Annotated in this window: 18 protein-coding genes; 7 read left to right on the top strand and 11 right to left on the bottom strand. The window is 66.0% G+C overall.

Translation table 11 applies throughout. From position 1 onward, the window contains the following. Nucleotides 1-24: 24 nt before the first annotated feature. The 6 genes from G3545_RS20535 to G3545_RS20510 form a co-directional block, all read right to left on the bottom strand. Entirely contained in the window at nt 25-1,419 is a 1,395-nt protein-coding gene (locus tag G3545_RS20535) for a selenium-binding family protein (RefSeq protein WP_170015171.1), read from the bottom strand. Nucleotides 1,420-1,528: 109 nt separating this feature from the next. Next, a complete protein-coding gene (locus tag G3545_RS20530) occupies nt 1,529-2,683 on the bottom strand; it encodes an alpha-hydroxy acid oxidase (RefSeq protein ID WP_170015169.1) in 1,155 nt (384 codons plus the stop codon). 12 nt (nt 2,684-2,695) lie between these two features. Continuing rightward, the gene (locus G3545_RS20525) at nt 2,696-3,994 is read right to left on the bottom strand and encodes a phosphotransferase (protein WP_170015167.1); all 1,299 of its coding nucleotides are present in this window, start codon (nt 3,992-3,994) and stop codon (nt 2,696-2,698) included. Beyond that, nucleotides 3,991-4,992, bottom strand: coding sequence for an alcohol dehydrogenase catalytic domain-containing protein (locus G3545_RS20520; protein WP_170015165.1), 1,002 nt, complete (start codon nt 4,990-4,992; stop codon nt 3,991-3,993). Before G3545_RS20520 ends, G3545_RS20525 begins: the two co-directional genes overlap by 4 nt. Before the next feature lie 21 nt (nt 4,993-5,013). Beyond that, nucleotides 5,014-6,345: a histidinol dehydrogenase gene (gene hisD, locus G3545_RS20515; protein ID WP_170015163.1), complete on the bottom strand. Its 1,332-nt coding sequence runs from the start codon at nt 6,343-6,345 to the stop codon at nt 5,014-5,016. Nucleotides 6,346-6,450: 105 nt separating this feature from the next. Beyond that, entirely contained in the window at nt 6,451-7,224 is a 774-nt protein-coding gene (locus G3545_RS20510; protein ID WP_170015161.1) for a glucose 1-dehydrogenase, read from the bottom strand. 224 nt (nt 7,225-7,448) lie between these two features. Here G3545_RS20510 and G3545_RS20505 point away from each other — a divergent pair, with 224 nt between their 5' ends. Further along, the gene (locus G3545_RS20505) at nt 7,449-8,495 is read left to right on the top strand and encodes an Ldh family oxidoreductase (protein ID WP_170015159.1); all 1,047 of its coding nucleotides are present in this window, start codon (nt 7,449-7,451) and stop codon (nt 8,493-8,495) included. Nucleotides 8,496-8,504: 9 nt separating this feature from the next. Then, a complete protein-coding gene (locus tag G3545_RS20500; RefSeq protein WP_170015156.1) occupies nt 8,505-9,167 on the top strand; it encodes an aspartate/glutamate racemase family protein in 663 nt (220 codons plus the stop codon). A gap of 65 nt (nt 9,168-9,232) precedes the next feature. Here G3545_RS20500 and G3545_RS20495 read toward each other — a convergent pair whose 3' ends face one another. Then, nucleotides 9,233-10,141 (bottom strand): GntR family transcriptional regulator, encoded by a 909-nt coding sequence (locus G3545_RS20495; RefSeq protein ID WP_170015154.1) that lies wholly within the window; start codon nt 10,139-10,141, stop codon nt 9,233-9,235. A 316-nt stretch (nt 10,142-10,457) separates the two neighbouring features. Between G3545_RS20495 and G3545_RS20490 the strand changes: the two genes are divergently transcribed. From G3545_RS20490 to G3545_RS20470, 5 genes are all read left to right on the top strand, one after another. Continuing rightward, nucleotides 10,458-11,543, top strand: a complete 1,086-nt coding sequence (locus G3545_RS20490) for an isocitrate/isopropylmalate dehydrogenase family protein (RefSeq protein ID WP_170015152.1) — start codon at nt 10,458-10,460, stop codon at nt 11,541-11,543. Between the two features lie 239 nt (nt 11,544-11,782). Then, the gene (locus G3545_RS20485; protein ID WP_170015150.1) at nt 11,783-12,265 is read left to right on the top strand and encodes a tripartite tricarboxylate transporter TctB family protein; all 483 of its coding nucleotides are present in this window, start codon (nt 11,783-11,785) and stop codon (nt 12,263-12,265) included. Then, complete coding sequence (locus tag G3545_RS20480; RefSeq protein WP_246702497.1) at nt 12,265-13,815, top strand: tripartite tricarboxylate transporter permease; 1,551 nt, start codon at nt 12,265-12,267, stop codon at nt 13,813-13,815. The genes G3545_RS20485 and G3545_RS20480 overlap by 1 nt, the downstream gene beginning before the upstream one ends. A 29-nt stretch (nt 13,816-13,844) precedes the next feature. Further along, on the top strand, nt 13,845-14,819 hold the full coding sequence (locus G3545_RS20475) for a tripartite tricarboxylate transporter substrate binding protein (protein WP_170015148.1): 975 nt from the start codon (nt 13,845-13,847) through the stop codon (nt 14,817-14,819). Between the two features lie 37 nt (nt 14,820-14,856). Beyond that, a complete protein-coding gene (locus G3545_RS20470) occupies nt 14,857-15,888 on the top strand; it encodes an alpha/beta hydrolase (RefSeq protein ID WP_170015146.1) in 1,032 nt (343 codons plus the stop codon). Between the two features lie 33 nt (nt 15,889-15,921). Here the strand turns inward: G3545_RS20470 and G3545_RS20465 are convergent, their stop codons facing one another. Genes G3545_RS20465 through G3545_RS20450 form a run of 4 tightly spaced genes read right to left on the bottom strand, consistent with a single transcriptional unit; the run spans nt 15,922 to nt 21,450 of the window. Beyond that, nucleotides 15,922-17,328: an aspartate ammonia-lyase gene (locus tag G3545_RS20465; protein WP_170015144.1), complete on the bottom strand. Its 1,407-nt coding sequence runs from the start codon at nt 17,326-17,328 to the stop codon at nt 15,922-15,924. A gap of 6 nt (nt 17,329-17,334) precedes the next feature. Further along, complete coding sequence (locus G3545_RS20460) at nt 17,335-19,515, bottom strand: xanthine dehydrogenase family protein molybdopterin-binding subunit (protein WP_170015142.1); 2,181 nt, start codon at nt 19,513-19,515, stop codon at nt 17,335-17,337. 3 nt (nt 19,516-19,518) lie between these two features. Beyond that, a complete protein-coding gene (locus G3545_RS20455) occupies nt 19,519-19,974 on the bottom strand; it encodes a (2Fe-2S)-binding protein (RefSeq protein ID WP_170015140.1) in 456 nt (151 codons plus the stop codon). A gap of 42 nt (nt 19,975-20,016) precedes the next feature. Next, a complete protein-coding gene (locus G3545_RS20450; protein ID WP_170015138.1) occupies nt 20,017-21,450 on the bottom strand; it encodes an NAD-dependent succinate-semialdehyde dehydrogenase in 1,434 nt (477 codons plus the stop codon). Between the last annotated feature and the right edge of the window lie 72 nt (nt 21,451-21,522).

Here is a 21,522-nt window from a genome sequence, read left to right as displayed (position 1 = left end):
TGACCGACTACGCGACCCGCTGCATTACGGGTAGCAATAGGAATCCGACGAGCAATCGCCGCCTTCCAGGCGCACCTGGTGAGGACGATGCCCTTTTGGCCAGTCGACGAAGAAGCGTTCGTCGAATTGGATGCCGCCATTCTCGCCGACATCCAGTTTCACCATCCAGCCGTCGATACCCTCGGGATAGAATTGCGGGTCGATCGCGCCATAAAGCGAGTTGGTGAAATAGACCCGCTTGCCATCCCGGCTGATCTCGACCATTTGCGGGCCGCCATTGAGCGCACCGTTCGGTGCCTTGGGATGGGACGCCTTCGAGACGATGCCGCCGATGCGGACCTTGCCGGCGAGCTTCGGGTTCATCGGGTCCGACACGTCATATTGCAGCATGTCGCCAGTGCCCCAGCACGACACGTAGAGGAAACGGTCGTCCATCGACAGGTCAATATCGGTGACGAGCGGCGGAACCGCCTTGAAGCCCTTCAGCAATGGCGGCAGGTCGTCCGCATCGGCTGGCTCGGCGGGAATATCGATGACCTTCTTGACCGCCCACTTGTCGCCATCGCGATACCAGGTCCAGATCGACGAGGACAGATCCTTCAGGCAGATCACGCAGCCGACGAACCCGTAGGCCTTGGTCGGATCATGAGCGGGCCGCAGCTCGAACACGAGCTGATATTCCTCGCCCAGATCGATTTCCTGCAAATGCTTGCGCGTGTGCAGATCCCAGAAATGCAGCCGGCGTCCGTACTGGCTGCCGAGCAGGATTTCGGGAACGAGGCCATTCTCGAAAGTATCCGGCGTTCCCCATTCGCTCGTCACCATCGTGTCGTGGCCGAGGTGCCACCAGAAATCGTAAGCCAGCTCCTGAGGACCTCGATTGATCTCCCATTTGCCGAGGACATTGAAGCTCTCCGGATCCAGCAGGAAGATCCCGCCGGGCCGCTTGCCTTCGGGATTGCCGAGTGCGTTGACGTAGATGCCTTCCGGTCCGCAGTGGATGGTATGCAGCCGGGAATAGCCGGCCTTCTCGATGACTTCTTCGGGTTCGATCACCTTCACGATCTTCGGGTTCCGAGGATCGGGCCTGGTGTCGATGATGTGCAATCGTGAAGAGCGAAGGCCCGGCACGACGAGATAGCGTCGTTCCATATGCGGGTGCGGGGCGTTCGGGCACAGGCAGGACGAGCACGCATTCCAGCCGAAATGATGAAGCTCATCGCCGACATTCGGCATGTCGACCTGTGCGACGATCCGCGAGTAGCTCGCGGAGTTCGGGTCGACGTCGACCACGGCGATTGCGTCGGGTTTCTTGCGGTCCGGATCGAAGGCCGCGACATAGGCCAGGCTTTCGCTCGGCGCCTTGGCCGCCATCCTCGGCGAGGGATAAAACGAGGGATCGGGTTGCCACGTTGCCATGCTCATCCTCCCTGGTTGCCGCGACCCCCGGCCGCGACTGGGAATAGGCTAAGCCCGCTGCAAGAAAATGTCGCGCAGACATTCATCCTCGCTTGCAACGCCCGGATGCCTACTCCCCCGCACCCCTCCGCAGCGCCGCCGGCCCCAGCTTCTTCAATTCCCCAACCGATCGCAGCCCCATCAACCCCAGCGTGATGTCCACCTCTTCCGCGAGGTGGCGGATGATCCGCGCGACCCCCGCCTCCCCGGCCGCGGCCAGCCCATATGCATAGGCCCGCCCCAGCAGCACACCCGACGCGCCGAGCGCGAGGGCCTTGACGATGTCGGCGCCGCGGCGGAAGCCGCTGTCGATCAGCACCTCAAGCCCGCCATCGACCGCCTCGACGATCTCCGGCAGCACCGAGATGGTCGAGGGGGCGCCGTCGAGCTGGCGGCCGCCATGGTTGGAAACGATGATCGCGTCCGCCCCCGCCTCGCGCGAGCGCACCGCGTCCTCGGCTCCGAGTATGCCCTTCAGCACCAGTCTGCCGGTCCAGCGCTGGCGCAGCCAGTCGACGTCGGCCCAGCTCAGTTTCGTGTCGATGCGCCGCGAGACATTGGCGGCCTGCTCCAGCACGCCGGTGCCGAATTCCGGCCGGTGCGCCAGCGCGCCCATCCGCGGCACCCCAGTGCGCAGCATGTCGAGGCACCAGCCGGGCTTGGCGAGCAGCCGCGTGGCGAGGCCTGGTCCCACCCGCGTCAGCGAGCGAAAGCCGTTGCGCACATCGCGCTCGCGCACCGAGGTGATGGCGGTGTCAACGGTGAGATAGAGCGTGTCGATCCCCGCCGCGCGCGCCTGGTCGAGCAGTTCGTCCATGATGGCGCGATCGCTCAGCACATAGAGCTGGAAGTGCAGTGGCCCGCTGGTCGCGTGTCGAAGCTCGGCAAGCGAGGCGATGGAGAAGGTCGAGAGGCACAGCGGCACGCCGGCGGCGTGCGCGGCCCGCGCTGCCGCGATTTCGCCGTGCCCGGCATAGAGCCCCAGGAAGCCGACCGGGCCGAGCATGAAGGGCAAGGCGTGGTCTGCGCCGAGGAAGCGGGTGGTGAGGTCGCGCTGCGAGACATCGACCAGCACCCGGGGGCGCAGCGTCCAGCGCCCGAAATCGCGGCGATTGGCGCGCAGCGTCTCTTCGTCGAAGGCGCCGCCGTCGATATAGTCGAACATGATGCGCGGCAGCCGGCGCCGGGCGGCCTGCCGCGCATCCTCGACATTCACCAGCTTCATGGCGGCAGCCCCTCAATGTCGATCCGGCATAGCGGGATCGACGGCGTCGAGGAAGTCGGTGACCACATCGCTGCCTTCGACGGGCGGGCAGCCAACCATCACCGCAATGGCGAAGCCGATCAGCGAGGAAATCGGTGTGTGCGTCGCTGCCCCGGCACGCAGATTCATCACCAGCGTCGGGCACAGGAACAGGGCGAGCCGCAGCACCTCGCGCCAATCGTCCGCCAGCAGGCCGCGTTGCTTCAGCGTGGCAAGCAGCGGCCGCCACACACTGTCCGCCTTGGCGGCGAGCAGATCGCGCCGCACCGGTGACAGCGCCCAGTCGGTCTCGACCATCAGCCGATCCCCCTCGACGCGGGCCGAGGCCGTGAAGCGCTCCGTGGCGAGAGCGGGATCGTAGAGCCAGAACGGATGGGCGAAGATGTTGTGGAAGGTCGCCTTCACCTCGGCCAGCAGCGCCGGCACGCTGGAGCCGGCGAAGGCCGGATCGAACAGCGCGAGCGCGGCGCCTCCCTCGCGCTCCTCGTACCAGACATTGGCGTTGTGCGCGTCGCCATGCGCGACCACGCCACCGCAATCGGCCAAACGCTCCGGGGTGAGCCGGGCATGGGCGCGCGCGAACAGCTCACGAAGCGTCCGGCTGTAAGGCCGGCCATTGATGACGAAGCCGAGCCCGGCGAATTCCTCCCAGTCGAGCACCACGCCGGGAAAGCGGAAGCTCTTGCCGACATAGAAATCCGCCAGCCGCCCGCCGGGGAAGCGCCCGGTGTGGCGATCCACCAGCCGCTCATGGAACAGCCGGTGGATCGGCTCGGCCGCAACCTCGCTCGGCGAGACTTCATGCAGCGTGCCGAGATAGACCGCGGCGAGCTTCGCCCCGAGCGCCCGCTCGGCCGCCACCGCCCGGGCCCGACGCGCCGGGTCGTCGGCAAGATCGAGCTCGCGCAGCACGTCGGAGAAGCGCGGCTGGTGGCGCCGGCGATAGATCAGGATCTGCTCGCCCGGCGAGGTGGAGACGTGCAGCGGCTGGTCCACCGGCAGGCCGGCCCTGGCGAGAATGTCGGCGCGGTAATATTCCCCCGCCATCGCCTCCTCGCCTTCCTCCTGGTGGAACTTGAAGAAGAAGGCCCCTCGCTCGCTCTCGATGAAGCCGTTGAGCGAATTGAGGCTGTAGCGGTCGAGATTGATCCGTACCGTCTGTGCCTCCAGGCCGAACAGGTCGCGCAACAGCTCGGCAAGACGGCGCTCCGCTGCACCGGCATCGGACGCGGCGAGCGCGCGGATCTCGGCAGTGCGGCTCGGCGCCGTCATGACGGGCGCACGATGGTCTTGAGCCCCCTCGCCTCGCCGGCAATCAGCCGATCATAGGCGGCCGGCACCTCGTCGAGCGTGATCTGCCGGTCGACAAGGCGCGCCAGATCGCCGGCGAGCGGGCCGAGCAGGGCGACCGCCTCCGACAGCTCATCGGCGAAGGCGTGGCAACCGATGAGCGCGATCTCGCGCTCGACCAGCAGATTGGGATCGAGCGGCAGGCTTCCATGATAGATGCCGACCAGGGCAATGGTGCCGCCGGCCCCCATTGCCCCGACCAGCTGACCGAGCGCCGCGACATTGCCGGTCGCCTCGATGGCGGCGAGGGGGGCATCGGTGTCGCCGATCACCGCTGAATCGAGCGCGACGACGCGCCCGCCGGTCACCTCGGCGACGAGGCCCGCGCGGTTCGCATTGCGGTCGGCAATGAACAGCGGCCCGCCATGACGCTTGCCCAGAACCAGTGCGGCGAGGCCACCGATCGGCCCGCAGCCGACCACCAGCACTGGCTGGCCCGGGCGGGCACTTAGCCGGCTCACCGCATGCAGTGCCACGGCGAGCGGTTCCGCCATCGCCGCCACCGCCGGATCGATGCCGGCCGCGACAGGCAGCAGCAGCCGCGCCGGGAGCACGATCTCCTCGGCGAACCCACCATCGCAGGCCTCGCCGACGAAGCCGAGGCGGCGACACAGCTGTTGCCGGCCAGCGCGGCAGGCGGCGCACGCCCCGCACCAGAAGCGGGAATCCGCCACGACATGGTCGCCGACCTTGAACCCCTCCACCGAGGGATGGATGGCGCTGACGATGCCGGTCAGCTCATGCCCGGCGATGGACGGCGCGCGGGTGATCCATTGGCCGGTGCGGTAATTATGCAGGTCCGAGCCGCAAATGCCGGCCGCGGTGACGGTGAGGCGCACCCAGCCTGCGAGCAAGTCGCCCGGCGCGGCGACCTCCTCGACGCGCAAATCGCCGGCCTTGTAGAGACGCACCGCCTTCATCGCCCAGCTCTCTTCACACCGTCAGCTTTTGCGCGCCATCAGCCCGTCGCGGACTTCCGACACCGCATTCTCGTGTGCGCTGAAGCCCTCATAATGCGCGAGCCGGCGGGCGTGGCCAGCCAGTTCGGGATAAGCCGCGGAGGTGACGTAGCCCACCGAGGAGCGCTTGAGGAAATCCGTCACCGAGAGCGGCCCATAGGTGCGCGCCCAGCGGCTGGTCGGCAGCACGCAGTTCGGCCCGAGCACGAAATTGCCGATGGTCACCGGTGTGTGCGGCCCCATCAAAATCTCCGCCGCATTGGTGATGCGGCCGAGATGCACGAACGGCTCGGTCGAGAGCAATTCGAGATGCTCCGGCGCGTAGTCGTTCACGAAGCGATAGCTCTCCTCCAGCGAGGGCGTCAGCACGATCCCGCCGAACGGGCCGGTAAGCACGGTACGGGAGAAGCCGACGCGCTGTTCGGTCATGCGCGCCCAATGGCCGGGCAGCGCCGCGCGCGCCTCTTCCGCAACGCGGCGGCTGTGCGTCACCAGATAGGCCGAGGAATCCGGGCCGTGCTCGGCCTCGATCAAGAGGTCAAGCGCCGCGAGCGCGCCGTCGATGCTGTCATCGGCGAAGATCAGCGCCTCCGAGGGACCGGCAGGCAGGCCGGTATCCATCACGTCGGAGAGCAGGCGCTTCGCCGCCACCAGCCATGGGCTGCCGGGGCCGACGATCTTGATCGCGGCCTTGACCGTCTGCGTGCCATAGGCCACCGCCGCCACCGCCTGCGCGCCGCCGCATTTGTACACCGTCTCGACCCCGGCGAGCCGGGCGGCGACCAGCGTCGCGGCATCGACCGAGCCGTCCGGCGTCGGCGGCGTGACGATGGACACGCTGGGTACGCCGGCCACCACCGCCGGCACCGAAGTCATCATCGTCACGGACGGGAACGCGCCCTTGCCGCGCGGCACATAGAGCGCCACGGAATCGATCGGGGTCCAGCGGTCGCCGGCAAAGGCACCGGGGCGCACCTCCTTCAGCCACATCGGCTCGGGGCGCTGCTCCTCATGGAAGGCGCGGATATTGGCGATGCCGTAACGGATCGAGGCGATCACCTCCGGCTCCACCGCGCTGAAGGCGGCCTCGAACTCCTGTTCGCTCGCCTTCAGCGTGTCGGGCGTCACCGCGGCGCCGTCGAGATCGCGGCCGAACCGGGCAAGCGCGACGTCCCCCTCCAGGCGCACCGCCTCGATGATGGGGCGCACCTTCTCCATGAAGCTCGAGAGGTCGGCTTCCGAGCGTCGCAACAGCTTTGCCCGCGCAGCGGCGTCGAGCGTGGCGAGTTCATGGAAATTGCAGACGTCGGACATTGCGAGGCCCCGGAATGCGTGAAGGTCCACCGGCAATATGTATAGGCATATCGAACCCGGGCGTGAGACCAAAACTTCGGCGACGGCTGCCCATTCGACAGGCGTTCAGACGGAGGCGAGGAAGCCGCCATCCACCGCAATGCACTGGCCCGTAATGTAGGCGGAGGCATTGGCGGCGAGGAAGATCGCGGCGCCGCGCAGATCATCGAGGTCGCCGAAGCGCTGCATCGGGATCTTCGCCAGCATGCCCGCCTGCCAGCCTTCGTTCTCGTAGAACACCTCGGTCATGGCGGTGCGGAAATAGCCCGGCGCGATGGCGTTGACCCGGATGCCGAGCGGCGCCCACTCGGCGGCAAGCGCCCGCGTCATGCCGAGCAGGCCGGTCTTCGACGAGCCATAGGGCACCGCTGTGGGAATGCCGACCTCGGAGGTGAGCGAGCACAGATTGATGATGGCGCCGCCGGTGCCGTCGCGGCTCATGCGCCGCGCCGCCGCCTGCGCCACGAAAAAGGCACCCTTCAGATTGGTGTCGAGAATGCCGTCCCACAGCGCCTCCTCCACCTCCAGCGACGGGCAGACCTGCTCGATGCCGGCATTGTTGATGAGGATGTCGAGACCGCCCAGCCGCTCGGCCGCTTCTTCGACGCCGGCGCGGCAGCGCGCGACATCGGTGACGTCGAGCGCGACCGGCACCGCCTTGCGCCCCGCGGCGCTGACAGCCTCGAGCACCGCATCGAGTGAGGTGACCCCACGCGCCGTGACCGCCACATCGGCACCCGCCGCCGCCAGCGCCTCGGCGATGGCCCGGCCGATGCCGCGGCTGGCGCCGGTGACGAGGGCTTTGCGTCCGCTCAGATCGAACAGGGAATTCACCGACACCACATCCTCCACGCGCTGCGGCGCTTCACAAGACCACGCCCGCCCGCTCCCCGCCAAGGCAACATAAGGGCCGTGGCTCCCGGGCCGAGAGGAATTGGGGCTTGGTTGCTCAGCTCGCCGGGCGAGCGGAAGATAGGCTTTTTCGCTATCAATAACCGATTCATATTGAGAGTTGGCCGGCTCCGTTGTATCTCCCTTTCACAAACGCCAAAGAGGACCGACGCATGGAGGCTCCGCGCTACCCCCACGACAAGGTCGCGGATTTCGCCACGCGGGTGTTCTCAGGGCTTGGCCTGCCAGAGGCCGATGCGCGCAGCATCGCCGACGATCTGGTCGAGGCGGACCTGCGCGGTCTCGCCTCGCATGGCGTCGCCCGCATCCCGATCTATTCGCGCCGAATCCGCGAAGGCGTCATCAATCCCACGCCGGACATCACCGTCGAGGAGGTCACGCCGGTCGCCAGGCTGGTGAGCGGCGATGACGGCATGGGCTTCATCGTCGCCCATCGCGCCATGGAAGAGGCGATAGGGATCGCAAAGACCTTTGGCGTCGGCCTCGTTGCGGTGAAGCGCAGCACGCATTTCGGCATGGCGGCGCTCTATGTGCAGCAGGCGATGCGCGCCGGCCAGATCGGGCTCGCCTTCACCACCTCCTCGCCGGCTTTGCCGGTGTGGGGCGGACGCTCGGTCTTCCTCGGCGCCGCGCCGCTCGCCGTCGGTGCCCCCGGCCAATCGGGACCAGGCTATCTGCTGGACATGGCGATGACGGTGATCGCGCGCGGCAAGATCCGGCTCGCCGCGCAACGCGGCGAGCCCATCCCTGAGGGCCTCGCGCTCGATGCCGAAGGCAACCCGACCACCGACGCTAAGAAGGCGTTCGAGGGCGTATGCCTGCCGATGGGCGGACCCAAGGGCGCGGCGCTGTCGATGATGATGGACGTGCTCGCCGGCGTCTTCACCGGCTCGGCCTTTGGCGGCGAGGTGCGCAGCCTGTATTTCGATTTCGAGGCGCCGCAGGATGTCGGGCATCTCCTGGTGGCGCTCGATCCCGGCCTGTTCGTCGGCGACGCCTTCGGCCCGCGCATGGACGAACTGGCGGCACGGGTGAAGGAGTTGCCGCGCGCCGCCGGCTTCGACGAGATCATGATGCCGGGCGAGCCGGAGGACCGGCGCGCGCAGGACAACCGCCAGCGCGGCATCGTGATCACCGAGGACGTGATGGCGCAACTGCGCGAGGAAGCCGATCGCTTCGGCGTCGCGCTGTTCGTCTGAGGTCTTTAGATGACAGCCCGCCCCCGCATCGCGCTCATCCACGCCACCCCGGTGGCGATGGCACCGATCCAGGCCGCCTTCGCGGCTGACTGGCCGGAAGCGGAGCTCACCAATCTGCTGGACGATTCACTGTCGATCGATCGCGCCCGGTCGAAAGAGATGACGCCAGAACTGACCGACCGGATCGTCGATCTCGCCCGCCATGCCAGGCGCACCGGCGCGGACGCCATCCTCTATACCTGCTCGGCCTTCGGCGCCGCCATCGATCAGGCGGCGCGCGAGTTCCTCATTCCGGTGCTGAAGCCGAACGAGGCGATGTTCGAGACCGCGTTCGCGGCCGGCGCGCGCATCGGCATGCTCGCCACCTTCCCGCCGGCCGTCGCCAGCATGGAGGAGGAGTTCGCAGCCGATGCCCATCGGCTGGGATGTGCCGTGACGCTTAGGACGGTGCTCGCCGCCGGCGCCATGGATGCGCTGCGCGGTGGCGACGCTGCGACCCACAATCGGCTGGTCGCCGAGGCAGCAGTGGGTATGGGCGATGTCGATGTCGTCATGCTGGCGCACTTCTCCACGGCGCAGGCCGAGCCGGCGGTGGCGGCACGGATCGCCGTGCCGGTGCTCACCTCGCCGCGCTCGGCGATTGCCAAATTGCGCCCGCTGCTCGCGGTGTAGATGCCGAGCGCCTTCCATAGATAGGGATCTGGTCGGCAAAGGCCGCGGCGTCCGAGTGCGCCGCCTTAAGAGCCGGTCCCGGTGAGATACGGGCCGCGCTGCAGCGGCTCCTTCTCGGTAATGGCGCCGACGATATGCCGGCGCATGAAGTGCGAGGCGTCGAGATTGTCGCCGCGCTCGATCAGGCCAATGATTTCCAGATGCTCGCGGCATTGCAGATGCAGCCGCTCGCGCCGCACCATGGAGCGATACTCCAGCAGCTTGCGGGTACGGTTGAGCCGTATCAGCGCCTGGTGCAGGAACGGATTGCCCGACATGCGCAGTATTTCCTCGTGGAACTGCGAATTGAGGGTCATCAGCCGCTCGGCCGGCAGGCGCTCGATATCACCATTGAGCAGCACTTCCTGGATGCGCTTCTGTTCTTTGAGCGCGGCCCAATCGATCTGGAAGGTCGGCTCCAATAGCCCGGGAGGTTCGATGATGCTGCGGCAGCGATAGATCTGCTCCAGTGCTTCCGGCGTCTTCGCCACCGGCAGGAAGCGCCAGCCATAGCCCTGCTTGCGCTCGGCCCAGCCCTCATTGGTGGCGCGATTGAGGATGTCCATCAGCTCGGACTTGGTGAGGGCATAGCGGGTACGCAGGAAATGCTCCGTCACCTCGTCGGGTATCGCATCCTTCAGCCAGTCCTCGGCGAGGCGATAATAGCTCTCGGGCGCGTCGACCGGGCGCGCGGCCTCCAGTTCCTCGGGGCTCGGCCCAGCGGTCTCGCGCACGAAGAAGCCGCGATTGGGATGCTTCAGCAGCGCGCCCTGCTCGGCGAGGTTCTGCAGCGCTTCCCGCACCGGAGAACGCGATACGCCGAAGCGGTCCGCCAGCTTCTGCGTGCTGAGATGGGCGTCCGGCGCGAATTCCCCGGCGAGGATCATGTTCCGGATTTCGTGCGACAGCCTTTCGGTCAGACGGTTGGCGGCCATGCATCTCTCGTGAGGTCGGTCGAACGACGGATTGCTTCCATAAAGGAAAGCAAGCGGCGCCTTCAAGTCGGTTCGCCCATAGGCGTACAGATACGCAGGAAAGCCAATTTTTCGGACGATTGCGCGCAAATTGCAATCGCGCCGCCGGTCTGCCCCACATCATTGAATTTGTGGAGCCTATAGGTTCACCCGAATGACGTTGCCGTCAATCTCAATTGGATTTTTAGATTGACAAATCCATGATGTTTGACGCCTCATAGCGACGGGACAACCGCGTAGCCCACCTGGCATCGGCGGTCGCGGCTGGAGATCATGGATGAAACTGGCAGTACTTCCCGGCGACGGCATCGGGCCGGAAATCTCGGCGTCTGCGATTGAGGTGCTGAACCATCTCGACCGGATCATCCCGCTGGGCTTCAGCTACGAGACCCATGAGGTCGGCCTGGCGCGCCTGAAGGCCGACGGCACCACCTTCCCGGATTCTGTGCTGGAAGCGTGCCGCGCCGCCGACGGCATCATCCTCGGCCCGGTGTCGCATTCCGACTACCCGGCGCGCGCAGAAGGCGGCATCAATCTCTCCGCCGACCTGCGGGTGCGGCTCGATCTCTACGCCAATATCCGACCGGCCAAGTCGCGCCTGGGCCTGCCGCATTGGGGCCGGACGCCGATGGATCTCGTCATCGTCCGCGAGAATACCGAAGGCTTCTATTCCGATCGCAACATGTATTGGGGCATCGGCGAATTCATGCCGAGCCCGGACATGGCGCTCTCGGTGCGCAAGATCACCGCGCAGGGTTCCTCGCGCATCGCGCGGATGGCGTTCGAGCTGGCCCGCGAACGGCGCAGCAAGGTCACCGCGGTCCACAAGGTGAACGTCATCAAGGTGTCGGAGGCGCTGTTCCTGCGCGAAGTGCGCAAGCTGGCGGAGGAATTCCCGGACGTCGCCTATGACGAGCAGCTGATCGACTCGATGGCCGCGCTGCTGGTGCGCGACGCCCAGCGCTACGACGTCATCGTCACCACCAACATGTTCGGCGACATCCTGTCCGACGAGGCGGCCGAGCTTTCCGGCAGCCTCGGCCTCGGCGGCGCGATCAATGCCAGCGACGTGCATTGCATGGCGCAGGCGCAGCATGGCTCCGCCCCCGACATTGCCGGCCAGGACAAGGCCAATCCGGTATCGCTGATCCTGTCTGTCGCCATGCTGCTCGGCTGGCTGGCGCGCAAGCATGGCCGCCGCGACCTCGCCCGGGCGCAGGAACTGATCGAGCGGGCGGTCGATACGCTCGCCGCCGACACGGCGACGCGCACCGCTGATCTCGGCGGCAAGCTCGGCACAAGGGCCTATACGCAGGCACTGTGCGAGGAGATCAGCCGACTGGGCGCCATGGCGCCGGCATGAGCGCCGGCGGCATGGAGATCGTTCTACGGGATAATCTTTTTACGCCAACAAAATCAAAAATCACGACGGACCGGCGAACATCGAAGCCTGAGATAAACGCCGGATTTCCTCGGAAAGTGAAATCTGCCAAGCGCCTTCAATGATTGACGATCTGGATTTTAACGACTTATAATCCAATAAATAATGGCAAAGCGTGAAAACATGCTGCCAAGAGGAAACGCCAGTCAAGGAGATATCCATTGCTGGGGAACCGAGCCGAATTGGGCGGCGCGGCCGTCGTTACGGCAGTCGCGGCCTTCTTTCTCTATTTCAGTTTCCAGATCCAGGAGCCGATGACCGGCGACCCGCTGGGGCCGAGATGGCTGCCGATAGTGCTGTCCTCGTTCATCCTGGCGCTCGGGCTCATGCAGTGCTGGATCGCGCTGCGCGAACCGGCCGATGCCCATGACCAGCTCATTGCCCATGCGCCCACCGGCCATGCCGGCCTCGGCATGGTGATCATCGCCTCGCTGCTGACGCTCGCTTATGCCGGCACGCTGGAATTGCTGGGCTATGCGCTGGCGACCGTGCTGTTCGCGATCATCGCCTATTTCGTCTGCGGACGCCGCTCGCTGCCGATGGCGATCGTCTCCGGCGCGGCCATGGCCGCCTGCTTCTATCTGCTGTTCGTCTTCGGCCTGCAGACCGCGCTGCCCACCGGCACCATCTTCGGAGGCCTGTGATGGACGGAAGCGTCATTTCCGGCCTGATGTTCGGCTTCTCCGAAGTCCTGTCCTCGCCGACCAATCTCGCCATGATCGCGCTGGGCTGCGTGCTGGGCACCTGGATCGGCATGATGCCCGGCATCGGCCCGCCCGCCGGCATCGCTTTGTTGCTGCCCTTCACCTATGGGCTCAATCCCACCGCCGCGCTCATCCTGTTCAGCGGCATCTATTTCGGCGCCATGTATGGCGGCTCGATCTCCTCGATCCTGATCAACATGCCCGGCGACGCCGGCTCGGTGATGACGACGCTCGATGGGCATCCCATGGCCCGCAAGGGCCGTGCCGGGGCCGCGCTGGTGATATCGGCGGTGGCCTCCTTCGTCGGCGGCACCATCAGCATCCTCGGCCTCACCTTCCTCGCCACCTATCTCGCGCGCGTCGCCGTCGGCTTCGGGCCGGCGGAGTATTCCGCGCTGATGGTGCTGTCGCTGGTCGGCACCGCCTCCTTCATTGATGGCACCGTGGTCAAGGGGCTGATCGTCGTCAGCTTCGGCCTGCTGCTCGGCACGGTCGGCATCGATCTGCAGACCGGCTCCACCCGCTTCACCTTCGGAATGGCCGAACTCTATGACGGTGTCTCCTCGATCGCCGTCATCGTCGGCATTTATTCGATCTCCGAGGCGTTGGAAGGCATTCGGCGCTATTACAATGGCGAGGTCGATACCTTCGCCCAGGTCGGCCGCCTGATGATGTCGCGCGAGGAATGGGTGCGCTCGCGCTGGGCGATGGTGCGCGGCTCATTCGTCGGCTTCTTCACCGGCATCCTGCCGGGCCACGGCGCTACCATCGCCACCTTCGTCTCGTATACGGTCGAGTATCGTATCAGCAAGCACAAGGAAGAGTTCGGCAAGGGCGCGCCGGAAGGCGTCGCCGGGCCGGAGGCGGCGAATAACGCCGCAGCCTCCGGCGCCATGGTGCCGTTGCTGACGCTTGGCATCCCTGGCTCCGGCACCACCGCGGTGATGCTCGGCGCGCTGCTGATCTACGGCATCCAGCCCGGCCCGAAACTGTTCGAGCAGCATCCCGACATCGCCTGGGGTGTGATCGCCAGCCTCTATGTGGCGAATGTCGTGCTGGTCATCCTCAATATCCCACTGGTCGGCTTCTTCGTCCGGCTGCTGAAGGTGCCGCCGCTGACGCTCAATCTCGGCATCATCGTGCTGGCCATCTCCAGCGTCTACATCATCAATCTCAGCGTGCTGGAGACCGGCATATCGGTGGCGTTCGGCATCATCGGCTACGCCATGCGCCGGCTCGCCTATCCGATAACGCCGCTGATCCTCGGCCTCGTGCTGTCACCCTTGCTTGAGCAATCGACCCGGCAGGCGCTGACACTGGCCGGCGGCAGCTGGTGGGGCGTGGTCTCGCATCCAATCGTCGCGGTGCTGCTCATCGCCTCGGCCATCCTGCTGCTGGCCGCCATTGTCGGGCCGCTGATCTCGAAATTCGGCCAGCACACCAGAGAAGCAATCGAAAAGGCAGAAACAGAAGCCGTCGAAAAGGCGTGAAAAGCGCCATCACAGGGAGGAGCGGAACCATGAAGTCACTTGTAATCGCAGCCGGCCTTGCATTGCTCGCGGCAGGGGCGCCGGTAGAGGCCGCAGATACGCCTTTCTCGCAGCTCCAGATCATCGTCGGCGCCACGCCGGGCGGCGGCTTCGACCTTACCGCCCGCGCGGTGGAGAAGACGCTGCTGGCCGAGAAGCTGGTCACCGTGCCGACCGTCGTCGAAAACCGGCCGGGTGCCGGCGGCGCCGTCGCCTGGGCTTCGATGAACCGATTTGCCGGCAATCCATCCTATATCTCGCCAATGTCGGCGGCGATGATCTCGGCGGACCTGCAGAACGTCGCGGGCGTCAAGCTGGAGGAATTCACCCCGCTCTCGATGCTCGTCACCGAGGATCTGTGCATCGGGCTGAATCCGAAGGGGCGCATCAAGACCATCCAGCAGCTGGTCGAGGAGATGAAGAAGGATCCCGAGCAGGTCCGGCTCGGCTTTTCCACCGCCATCGGCACCCAGAACCACATTGCGATCGCGCTGCTGGCCGAGGCGATCGGCGTCGACATCAAGAAGCTGCGCACCGCGGTGTTCAAGTCCGCGGGTGAATCCACCGTGGCGCTGCTCGGCAACAATATCGACGTGTCGGTGTCGGGCCTCGCCACCTACGCGCCCTACCAGCAGAGCGGCGAGCTGAGCTGCGCGGCGATCGCCTCCGAGAAGCGCGCGGCGGCGCCTTACGACAATATCCCGACGCTGCGCGAGCTCGGCATTCCCGTGGCCTACAGCTCCTATCGCGGCTTCATCGCTCCGAAGGGCCTGTCGCCCCAGAACATCAAATACTGGGAAGACACCATCAGCAAGATGCGCCAGAGCCAGACCTGGAAGGACCTGGCCAAGCAGAACCTCTGGAGCGACTACTACATGAACAGTGCCGACATGCAGAAATTCCTTATCGAGGAACGCGCAAAGACGAAAGAGATACTGACCAAGCTCGGCATTATCAGCGGGTAGAGCGGCGTTCTGCCGCCAATCTATATTCGAATTCCTGATGAAAGGTAAGAAGATGGCTCTCGACAGCCTTGAACGTGCCCCAGCGATCGCCAAATCGTTCAGTCCGAGCGACGCCAACGTCCTGGCGATCGCCGAACCCGGCGATTACCGGCGCGATCCGACCCGCTGGGGCAGCGAGGAGGTGGCGGCTCAATTCCCGGGCTTCCAGCATCTGGAAGTGCGCACGCGCGGCGCTACGATCCGGCTTCGCCATGGCGGTTCCGGGCCGCCCTTGCTGCTGGTCCACGGCAATCCCGAGAACCATGTGTGCTGGTACAAGGTCGCCGCGGAACTCGCGAAGGATTATCACGTCATCCTTCCTGACCTGCGCGGCTATGGTGACAGCTCACTTCCCGAGCCCGGCGAGAACCACATCAATTACAGTTTTCGGGCAATGTCCGAAGACCTGATCGATGTCATGGACATGTTCGGCTACGACAAGTTCTTCATCGCCGGCCATGATCGCGGCGGGCGCACCACCTACCGGCTGTGCCTCGACCATCCGGAGCGGATCCGCAAGGTCTGCCTGATGGACATCATCCCCAATTCCTTTGTGTGGACCAACATCACCAAAAGCTGGGTGGTGGGCACGTGGCACTGGGGATTCATGGCGCAGCCGGCGCCCTTCCCCGAGCGGCTGATCAGCGCCGTGCCGGCGGAATACTTCATCAAGAGCCGCATGGTGATCCGCGGCGGCACCGGTCTCGGCTTCCTGACCGACCTCGCCATCAACGAATATATCCGTTGCTACACGCTCAAGACCATCACCGGCTCCTGCAATGACTACCGGGCGACGGCGACCTGCGACTACGACATGGACATGGCGGACAAGGACACTAAGACCGACCTGCCCCTCATGCTGATCTGGGGCGCGCGCGGCCATAGTCCGGACCGCGCCAAGAAGTTCATGGATATCTGGCACAGCTTCGCGACCAATATCGAGCACGCCGAAGGCCTGAACTGCGGGCACTATATCCAGGAGGAAGTGCCGGAGATCATCATCGAGAAGTATCGCAACTTCTTCGTCTGATCCGGCAGCAATCCGGGCAGCGCTGACGCTCCTCTATCCGGGCGTCAGCGCATCCTGCCTCATCGCCATAGACATCGGGTCGAGCAGTTCTTCCAGCGTCACAGGATCGATGGCGAGCGAAGCCGCCACATCCTTGACGGTTCGTCCCGACCGCAGCGCTTCCTTGGCGATCTCGGCGGCACGCCCATAGCCGACCACCGGTACCAGGGCAGTCGCCAGCGAGATGCTGCCTTCCGCTCCGGCCCGGCAGCGTTCGACATCCGCTTCAATGCCACGGACGCAGCGCTCGGCAAGATTGGTCATGGCGCGGCCGAGCAGCCGCATCGAGGTCAGCAGATTGTAGGCGATCAGGGGCTCGAACGCGTTCAGCTGCAGCTGGCCGCCCTCGGCCGCCATGGTCACGGCGAGGTCGTTGCCGATGATCTGGTAGCAGACCTGGTTCACCGATTCCGGAATGACGGGGTTGACCTTGCCTGGCATGATCGACGAGCCGGGCTGAACCGGCGGCAGGCGGATCTCGCCGAGACCGCTGCGCGGCCCGCTCGACAGCAATCTGAGATCGTTGCAGATCTTCGAAAGCTTCACCGCGATCCGGCGGAGGATGCCGGAGAAATTGACGAAGGCGCCGGTGTCCCAGCTGGCTTCCATCAGATTGCCGGCGGCAATGAGCGGCAGGCCGGAGATCTGCGACAGCTCGGCGATCGCGCGCTGCGCATAGGCGCGTGTCGCATTGACCCGCGTGCCCACAGCCGTGCCGCCGAGGTTCACTTCCCGGAAGAAGCAGGCGACCTCCTCCAGCCGCGCGGTGTCCTCGGTCAGCGTCGCGGCGAACGCCTCGAACTCGAGGCCAAGCGTGATCGGCACCGCCTCCTGCAACTGCGTGCGGCCGATCTTGACCGTCGTCGAGAATTCGCGCGCCTTGCTCTCGAAAGCCGCGATGAGCGCCGCAAGCGAGGCCTGGAGCTCGGAACAGCTGAGCATGATCGCCAGTCGGACCGCCGTTGGATAGACGTCATTGGTCGACTGCGACATGTTCACGTCGTCATTGGGATGAACCGTCAGGTATTCGCCACGCGGCCGGCCGAGATGTTCCAGCGCACGATTGGCGATGACCTCATTGGCGTTCATGTTGGTCGAGGTGCCGGCGCCGCCCTGGAACACATCGACGACGAACGCGTCGATCAGCTGGCCGGCAATGATGTCGTCGCAGGCGCCGACGACGGCGGAGAATTTCGGCTCGGCCAGCGCGCCCGCGGCATGATTGGCGATGGCAGCGGCCTTCTTGACCATCGCCAGCGAACGCACGAGCGCCGGGAAATGGCTCAGCGTAATGTCGGACAGGCCGAAATTCTCGACCGCCCGAAGTGTCTGGATGCCGTAATAGGCGTCTTCGGGTACAGCCCGCTCGCCGAGGGAATCCCGTTCGATCCGCGTGCGCATATGTGCTCAGCCCGTCCCGCGATCCATCGGCAGGATGCGCACCCGGCGACCCGTTGCGGCGGCCAGCGCATTCGCCACCGCCGGGCCGACCGGCGGCAGACCGGGTTCGCCGACGCCGGTCGGCTTCTCGCCCGACGGCACGATATGCACCTCGATTTTGGGCATCTCGCTGATGCGCAGCACCTCGTAGCTATCGAAATTGGTCTGGTCGACCTTGCCGTCGCTCAGAGTGATCTGCGAGTGCAGGATCGCCCCGAGGCCGAAGCCGATGCTGCCTTCCATCTGGGCACGCACCTGGTCCGGATTGACCGCGACGCCGCAATCGACCGCGCAGACCACACGCTCCACCCGGAAGCCGCCTTTGCGGTCGATAGCGATCTCCGCCACCTCGGCGGCGACGGTGCCGTAGAACTCGTGCACCGCGACGCCGCGAAAGCGCCCCTCCGGCAGAGGCCGGCCCCACCCGGCCTGTTCCGCTGCCAGTTTAAGGACGCGGAGGTGGCGTGGGTTGCCTGCCAACAGCTCCTGCCGGAACACGATCGGATCGCGCCCGGCGAGCGCGGCGAGCTCATCCACCATCGTCTCCATCACATAGGCGGTGTGGCTGTGGCCGACCGAGCGCCACCACAGCAAGGGCACCCCGACCTTGGTGGTGGTGAGGTCCAGCGCGAAGTTGGGAACCGCATAGGGCGTGTCGACCACGCCTTCCACGGAACTCCAGTCGACGCCGTCCTTGACATAGGCATCGAACAAGGTGCCGCCCAGGATCGACTGGGTGACGATACGATGCTTCCAGCCGACCAGCTTGCCGGCGGCGTCCAGCCCGGCCTTGACTACATGCAGGGCCATCGGCCGATAGCGGCCGCCGGTGATGTCGTCCTCGCGGGTCCAGAGCACTTTGACCGGCGCGCGCCAGCCAATCGCCTTTGCGCACTCCACCGCTTCCACGGCGATCTGGGCGTCTGGCGTGCCGCGGCGCCCGAAGCCGCCACCGGTCATCATGACGTGCAGCTTCACATTCTCCAGCGGCAGCTCGGCCGTGCGCGCCGCGACCGCGTGATAATGATCGGTGAGCTGGAAGCCGCCCCAGAGTTCGAGCTGGTCGCCCCGGCGCCACGCCACTGCATCGAGCGGCTCCATGGGAGCATGCGCGAGATAGGGGAATTCGTATCTCGCCTCCACCACCCTGGCTGCGCCGGCGAGCGCCGCGTCGGGCTCGCCGCGCGTGACCGCCACCGCCGTCGGTGGCTCGGCGGCGAGGCGCTTATACTCGGCCATCAGTTGCTCGCTGCCGCGCTTCTCGGCGGTTTCGAGCGCCCAGTCCACGGTCAGTGCCTCGCGGCCCTTGATCGCTGCCCAGCTGTTGTCGGCCAGCACGGCGACGCCGCGGGAAATGGCGACCACCTCGACCACGCCCTTCACCGCTTTCGCCGCCCTGGCATCGAACGAACGGACGGTGCCGCCGAACTGCGGGGGATGGGCGATGACGGCGGTCAGCATGCCCGGCAGCTTCACATCGATCGTGTAGGTCTGGCGGCCCGTTGATTTGTCGGCGCTGTCGAGGCGCCGGAAGGTCTCGGTGCCGATATAGTTCCAGTCCTTGGGGTTCTTCAGCACGATGTCCGTCGGCACCGGAAGTTTCGCGGCCGCCTCGGCCAGGGCACCGAACGAAGCGCTCTTGCCAGACGAATGGCTGACGACGCCGCGCTTCACCGTGATCTGCGCGGCGGGCAGCTTCCATTCCGCGGCGGCCGCCTGGACCAGCATGGCGCGCGCCGTGGCGCCGGCGAGCCGGTAGCGCTCGAACGAGGAACTGGTCGCCGTGGAGCCTTGGGTCTCCTGCTTCTCTCCGCCGGTGGCGAGGTTGGCATATAGCTTCGGATTGCCGGCGGCACCTTCCGCGCGCATCTGCGCAGGATCAGCGTCGAGTTCCTCGGCCACCAGCGTGGCGATGCCGGTATAGATGCCCTGGCCCATATCCACATGAGCCGAGAGAACGGTCACGCTGCTGTCGGGGGCGATCCGAAGATAGGCTTCGAACGGGGTCTGCCCGGCCGCCGGCGTCCCCTGTTGCTCGGCGGCGAACAGTGGCATGCCGAGCGTCAGCCCAGCGCCAGCGACGCCGGTGACGAGAAGGAAATGGCGGCGCGACAGGTTCGGCTGGGGGCGTTTGAAGGGAGCGCGCATCGGTCAGGCTCCCATGATCCGGGCGGCTTCGTGGATGCCGGCGCGGATGCGATGATAGGTGTTGCAGCGGCACAGATTGCCGTCCATCGCGGTGTCGATGTCGGCGTCGGTGGGTTTCGGCGTGTCCGTCAGCAGCGCGACCGCCGCCATCACCTGGCCGGACTGGCAGTAGCCGCACTGCGGCACGTCGAGCGCCACCCAGGCCTTGCGGACCGCCTCGCTCGCCTTGCCGGACAGTCCTTCGATGGTGGTGATCCCCTGCCCTTCGACCATCGACACCGGGGTGACGCAGGAACGCGCCGGCACGCCGTCGACATGGACGGTGCACGCCCCGCATTGCGCGGCGCCGCAGCCGAACTTCGTTCCGGTCAGCCCGATGAGATCGCGCAGCACCCACAGCAGCGGCATATCCGGGTCGGCATCGACCTCGTGGACGGCTTCATTGATGGTGAGCTTCATCGCTTGCGTCCTGGTTTGAGGTAGAGCTGCCGCCATGTGCCGTCACAGCGTCATGCGGTGTGAGACGTTCTTGACGACGGTGTAGTGCGACAGCCCTTCCGCTCCGCCCTCGCGGCCATAGCCGCTCTCCTTGACGCCGCCGAACGGGGTCTCGGCCACGGAGGCTTCCAGCGTATTGATCGAGATGTTGCCGGCCTCGATGCACTCCGACAGCTGATGAGCGTTGCGAGCGGAATGCGTGAAGGCATAGGCGGCGAGGCCGAAGGGCAGCGAATTCGCCTGCTCGATCGCATCGTCGAGCGAGCGCACGGGGTTGATGAGCGCCAGCGGCCCGAAGGGTTCCACATGCATGGCCTGGGCGTCGTCGGGCAGGTCCGACAGCACGGTCAACGGGAAGAAGTAGCCGCGATTTCCGACGCGCTCGCCGCCGGCGAGCACGCGCGCGCCCTTAGCCCTCGCGTCGGAGACCAGCGCTTCGAGAGCGTCGATACGGCGATGGTTCGCCACCGGCCCCATCTGGATGGCGGGGTCCAGGCCGTTGCCGACCTTGATGGTCCTCGCCCTCTCGGCGAACGCTTCGGTGAATGCCGCGTACAGCTTCTCATGCACGAAGAAGCGGGTCGGCGAGGTGCACACCTGGCCGGCGTTGCGGGCCTTGCGCGCCACCGACGTCAGTGCCGCGGCGATTGGGTCGACATCATCGCAGACGATGACCGGCGCGTGCCCGCCGAGCTCCATGAGCACCGGCTTCATGTGCCGCGCGGCGATGCCGGTCAGATGCTTGCCCACCGCCGTCGATCCGGTGAAGGCCACGAGCCGGATCGGCGTCTGCGGGATGAGATACTCGGAGATCTCGGAGGGCATGCCGAAGACGAGGTTCAGCACACCGGCGGGCAAGCCGGCATCATGGAACGCGCGGGCGATATGGATCGCGCCGGCCGGGGTTTCCTCCGAGGCCTTCAGGATGATCGAGCAGCCGGCCGCCAGCGCGCCGCCGATCTTGCGGGCCGGCTGGCTCATCGGGAAGTTCCACGGCGAGAACGCCGCGACCGGACCGATCGGCTGATGCAGCACGATGTAGCGAATGTCGGATTCGCTCGGAATCACCCGGCCATAGGTCCGCACGGCCTCCGCCGCATCCCACTCGAAGAACTCACAACCGCGCTGCACTTCCTGCCGGGCCTGGGTGATCGGCTTGCCGTGCTCCAGCGTGATGGCGTAGGCGATCTCCTCGGTCCGCTCGCGCATCAGGGCGGCGGCCTTCAGCATCACGGCGGCGCGCTTCGCCGGCGACGTCCGGCTCCAGATCTTGTGGCCTTCCACTGCGGCGGCCAGCGCGTCGTCGAGATCCGCGCGACGGGCAATCGGAAGCATTCCGATCACGCTCTCATCCGCAGGATTGAGGACCGGCTGCGTCTCCGCAGACTTTCGCCATTCACCCGCAATATAAAGCTGGAGATCAGGGTAGGTCGTCATGATGTGCCTTATGAAACGCGCAGGTTCGACTTCTGGAGTGGAAGCCTGCTGACCCGACGAAGCCATCGCTGC

The organism is Starkeya sp. ORNL1 (assembly GCF_012971745.1).
In the GTDB taxonomy this organism is placed as follows: domain Bacteria; phylum Pseudomonadota; class Alphaproteobacteria; order Rhizobiales; family Xanthobacteraceae; genus Ancylobacter.
Note: the sequence above shows the minus strand (reverse complement) of the source record. Positions and strands in the feature narration are given on the sequence as shown.

Excerpts from the sequence above, each read along its gene's own strand:
- G3545_RS20450 (WP_170015138.1), bottom strand. The coding sequence starts at position 21,450 with ATGACGACCTACCCTGATCTCCAGCTTTATATTGCGGGTGAATGGCGA.
- G3545_RS20530 (WP_170015169.1), bottom strand. The coding sequence starts at position 2,683 with ATGAAGCTGGTGAATGTCGAGGATGCGCGGCAGGCCGCCCGGCGCCGG.
- G3545_RS20465 (WP_170015144.1), bottom strand. The coding sequence starts at position 17,328 with ATGCGCACGCGGATCGAACGGGATTCCCTCGGCGAGCGGGCTGTACCC.
- G3545_RS20495 (WP_170015154.1), bottom strand. The coding sequence starts at position 10,141 with ATGGCCGCCAACCGTCTGACCGAAAGGCTGTCGCACGAAATCCGGAAC.
- G3545_RS20475 (WP_170015148.1), top strand. The coding sequence starts at position 13,845 with ATGAAGTCACTTGTAATCGCAGCCGGCCTTGCATTGCTCGCGGCAGGG.
- G3545_RS20455 (WP_170015140.1), bottom strand. The coding sequence starts at position 19,974 with ATGAAGCTCACCATCAATGAAGCCGTCCACGAGGTCGATGCCGACCCG.
- G3545_RS20525 (WP_170015167.1), bottom strand. The coding sequence starts at position 3,994 with ATGACGGCGCCGAGCCGCACTGCCGAGATCCGCGCGCTCGCCGCGTCC.
- G3545_RS20520 (WP_170015165.1), bottom strand. The coding sequence starts at position 4,992 with ATGAAGGCGGTGCGTCTCTACAAGGCCGGCGATTTGCGCGTCGAGGAG.
- hisD (WP_170015163.1), bottom strand. The coding sequence starts at position 6,345 with ATGTCCGACGTCTGCAATTTCCATGAACTCGCCACGCTCGACGCCGCT.
- G3545_RS20535 (WP_170015171.1), bottom strand. The coding sequence starts at position 1,419 with ATGGCAACGTGGCAACCCGATCCCTCGTTTTATCCCTCGCCGAGGATG.
- G3545_RS20500 (WP_170015156.1), top strand. The coding sequence starts at position 8,505 with ATGACAGCCCGCCCCCGCATCGCGCTCATCCACGCCACCCCGGTGGCG.
- G3545_RS20460 (WP_170015142.1), bottom strand. The coding sequence starts at position 19,515 with ATGCGCGCTCCCTTCAAACGCCCCCAGCCGAACCTGTCGCGCCGCCAT.
- G3545_RS20480 (WP_246702497.1), top strand. The coding sequence starts at position 12,265 with ATGGACGGAAGCGTCATTTCCGGCCTGATGTTCGGCTTCTCCGAAGTC.
- G3545_RS20470 (WP_170015146.1), top strand. The coding sequence starts at position 14,857 with ATGAAAGGTAAGAAGATGGCTCTCGACAGCCTTGAACGTGCCCCAGCG.
- G3545_RS20505 (WP_170015159.1), top strand. The coding sequence starts at position 7,449 with ATGGAGGCTCCGCGCTACCCCCACGACAAGGTCGCGGATTTCGCCACG.
- G3545_RS20490 (WP_170015152.1), top strand. The coding sequence starts at position 10,458 with ATGAAACTGGCAGTACTTCCCGGCGACGGCATCGGGCCGGAAATCTCG.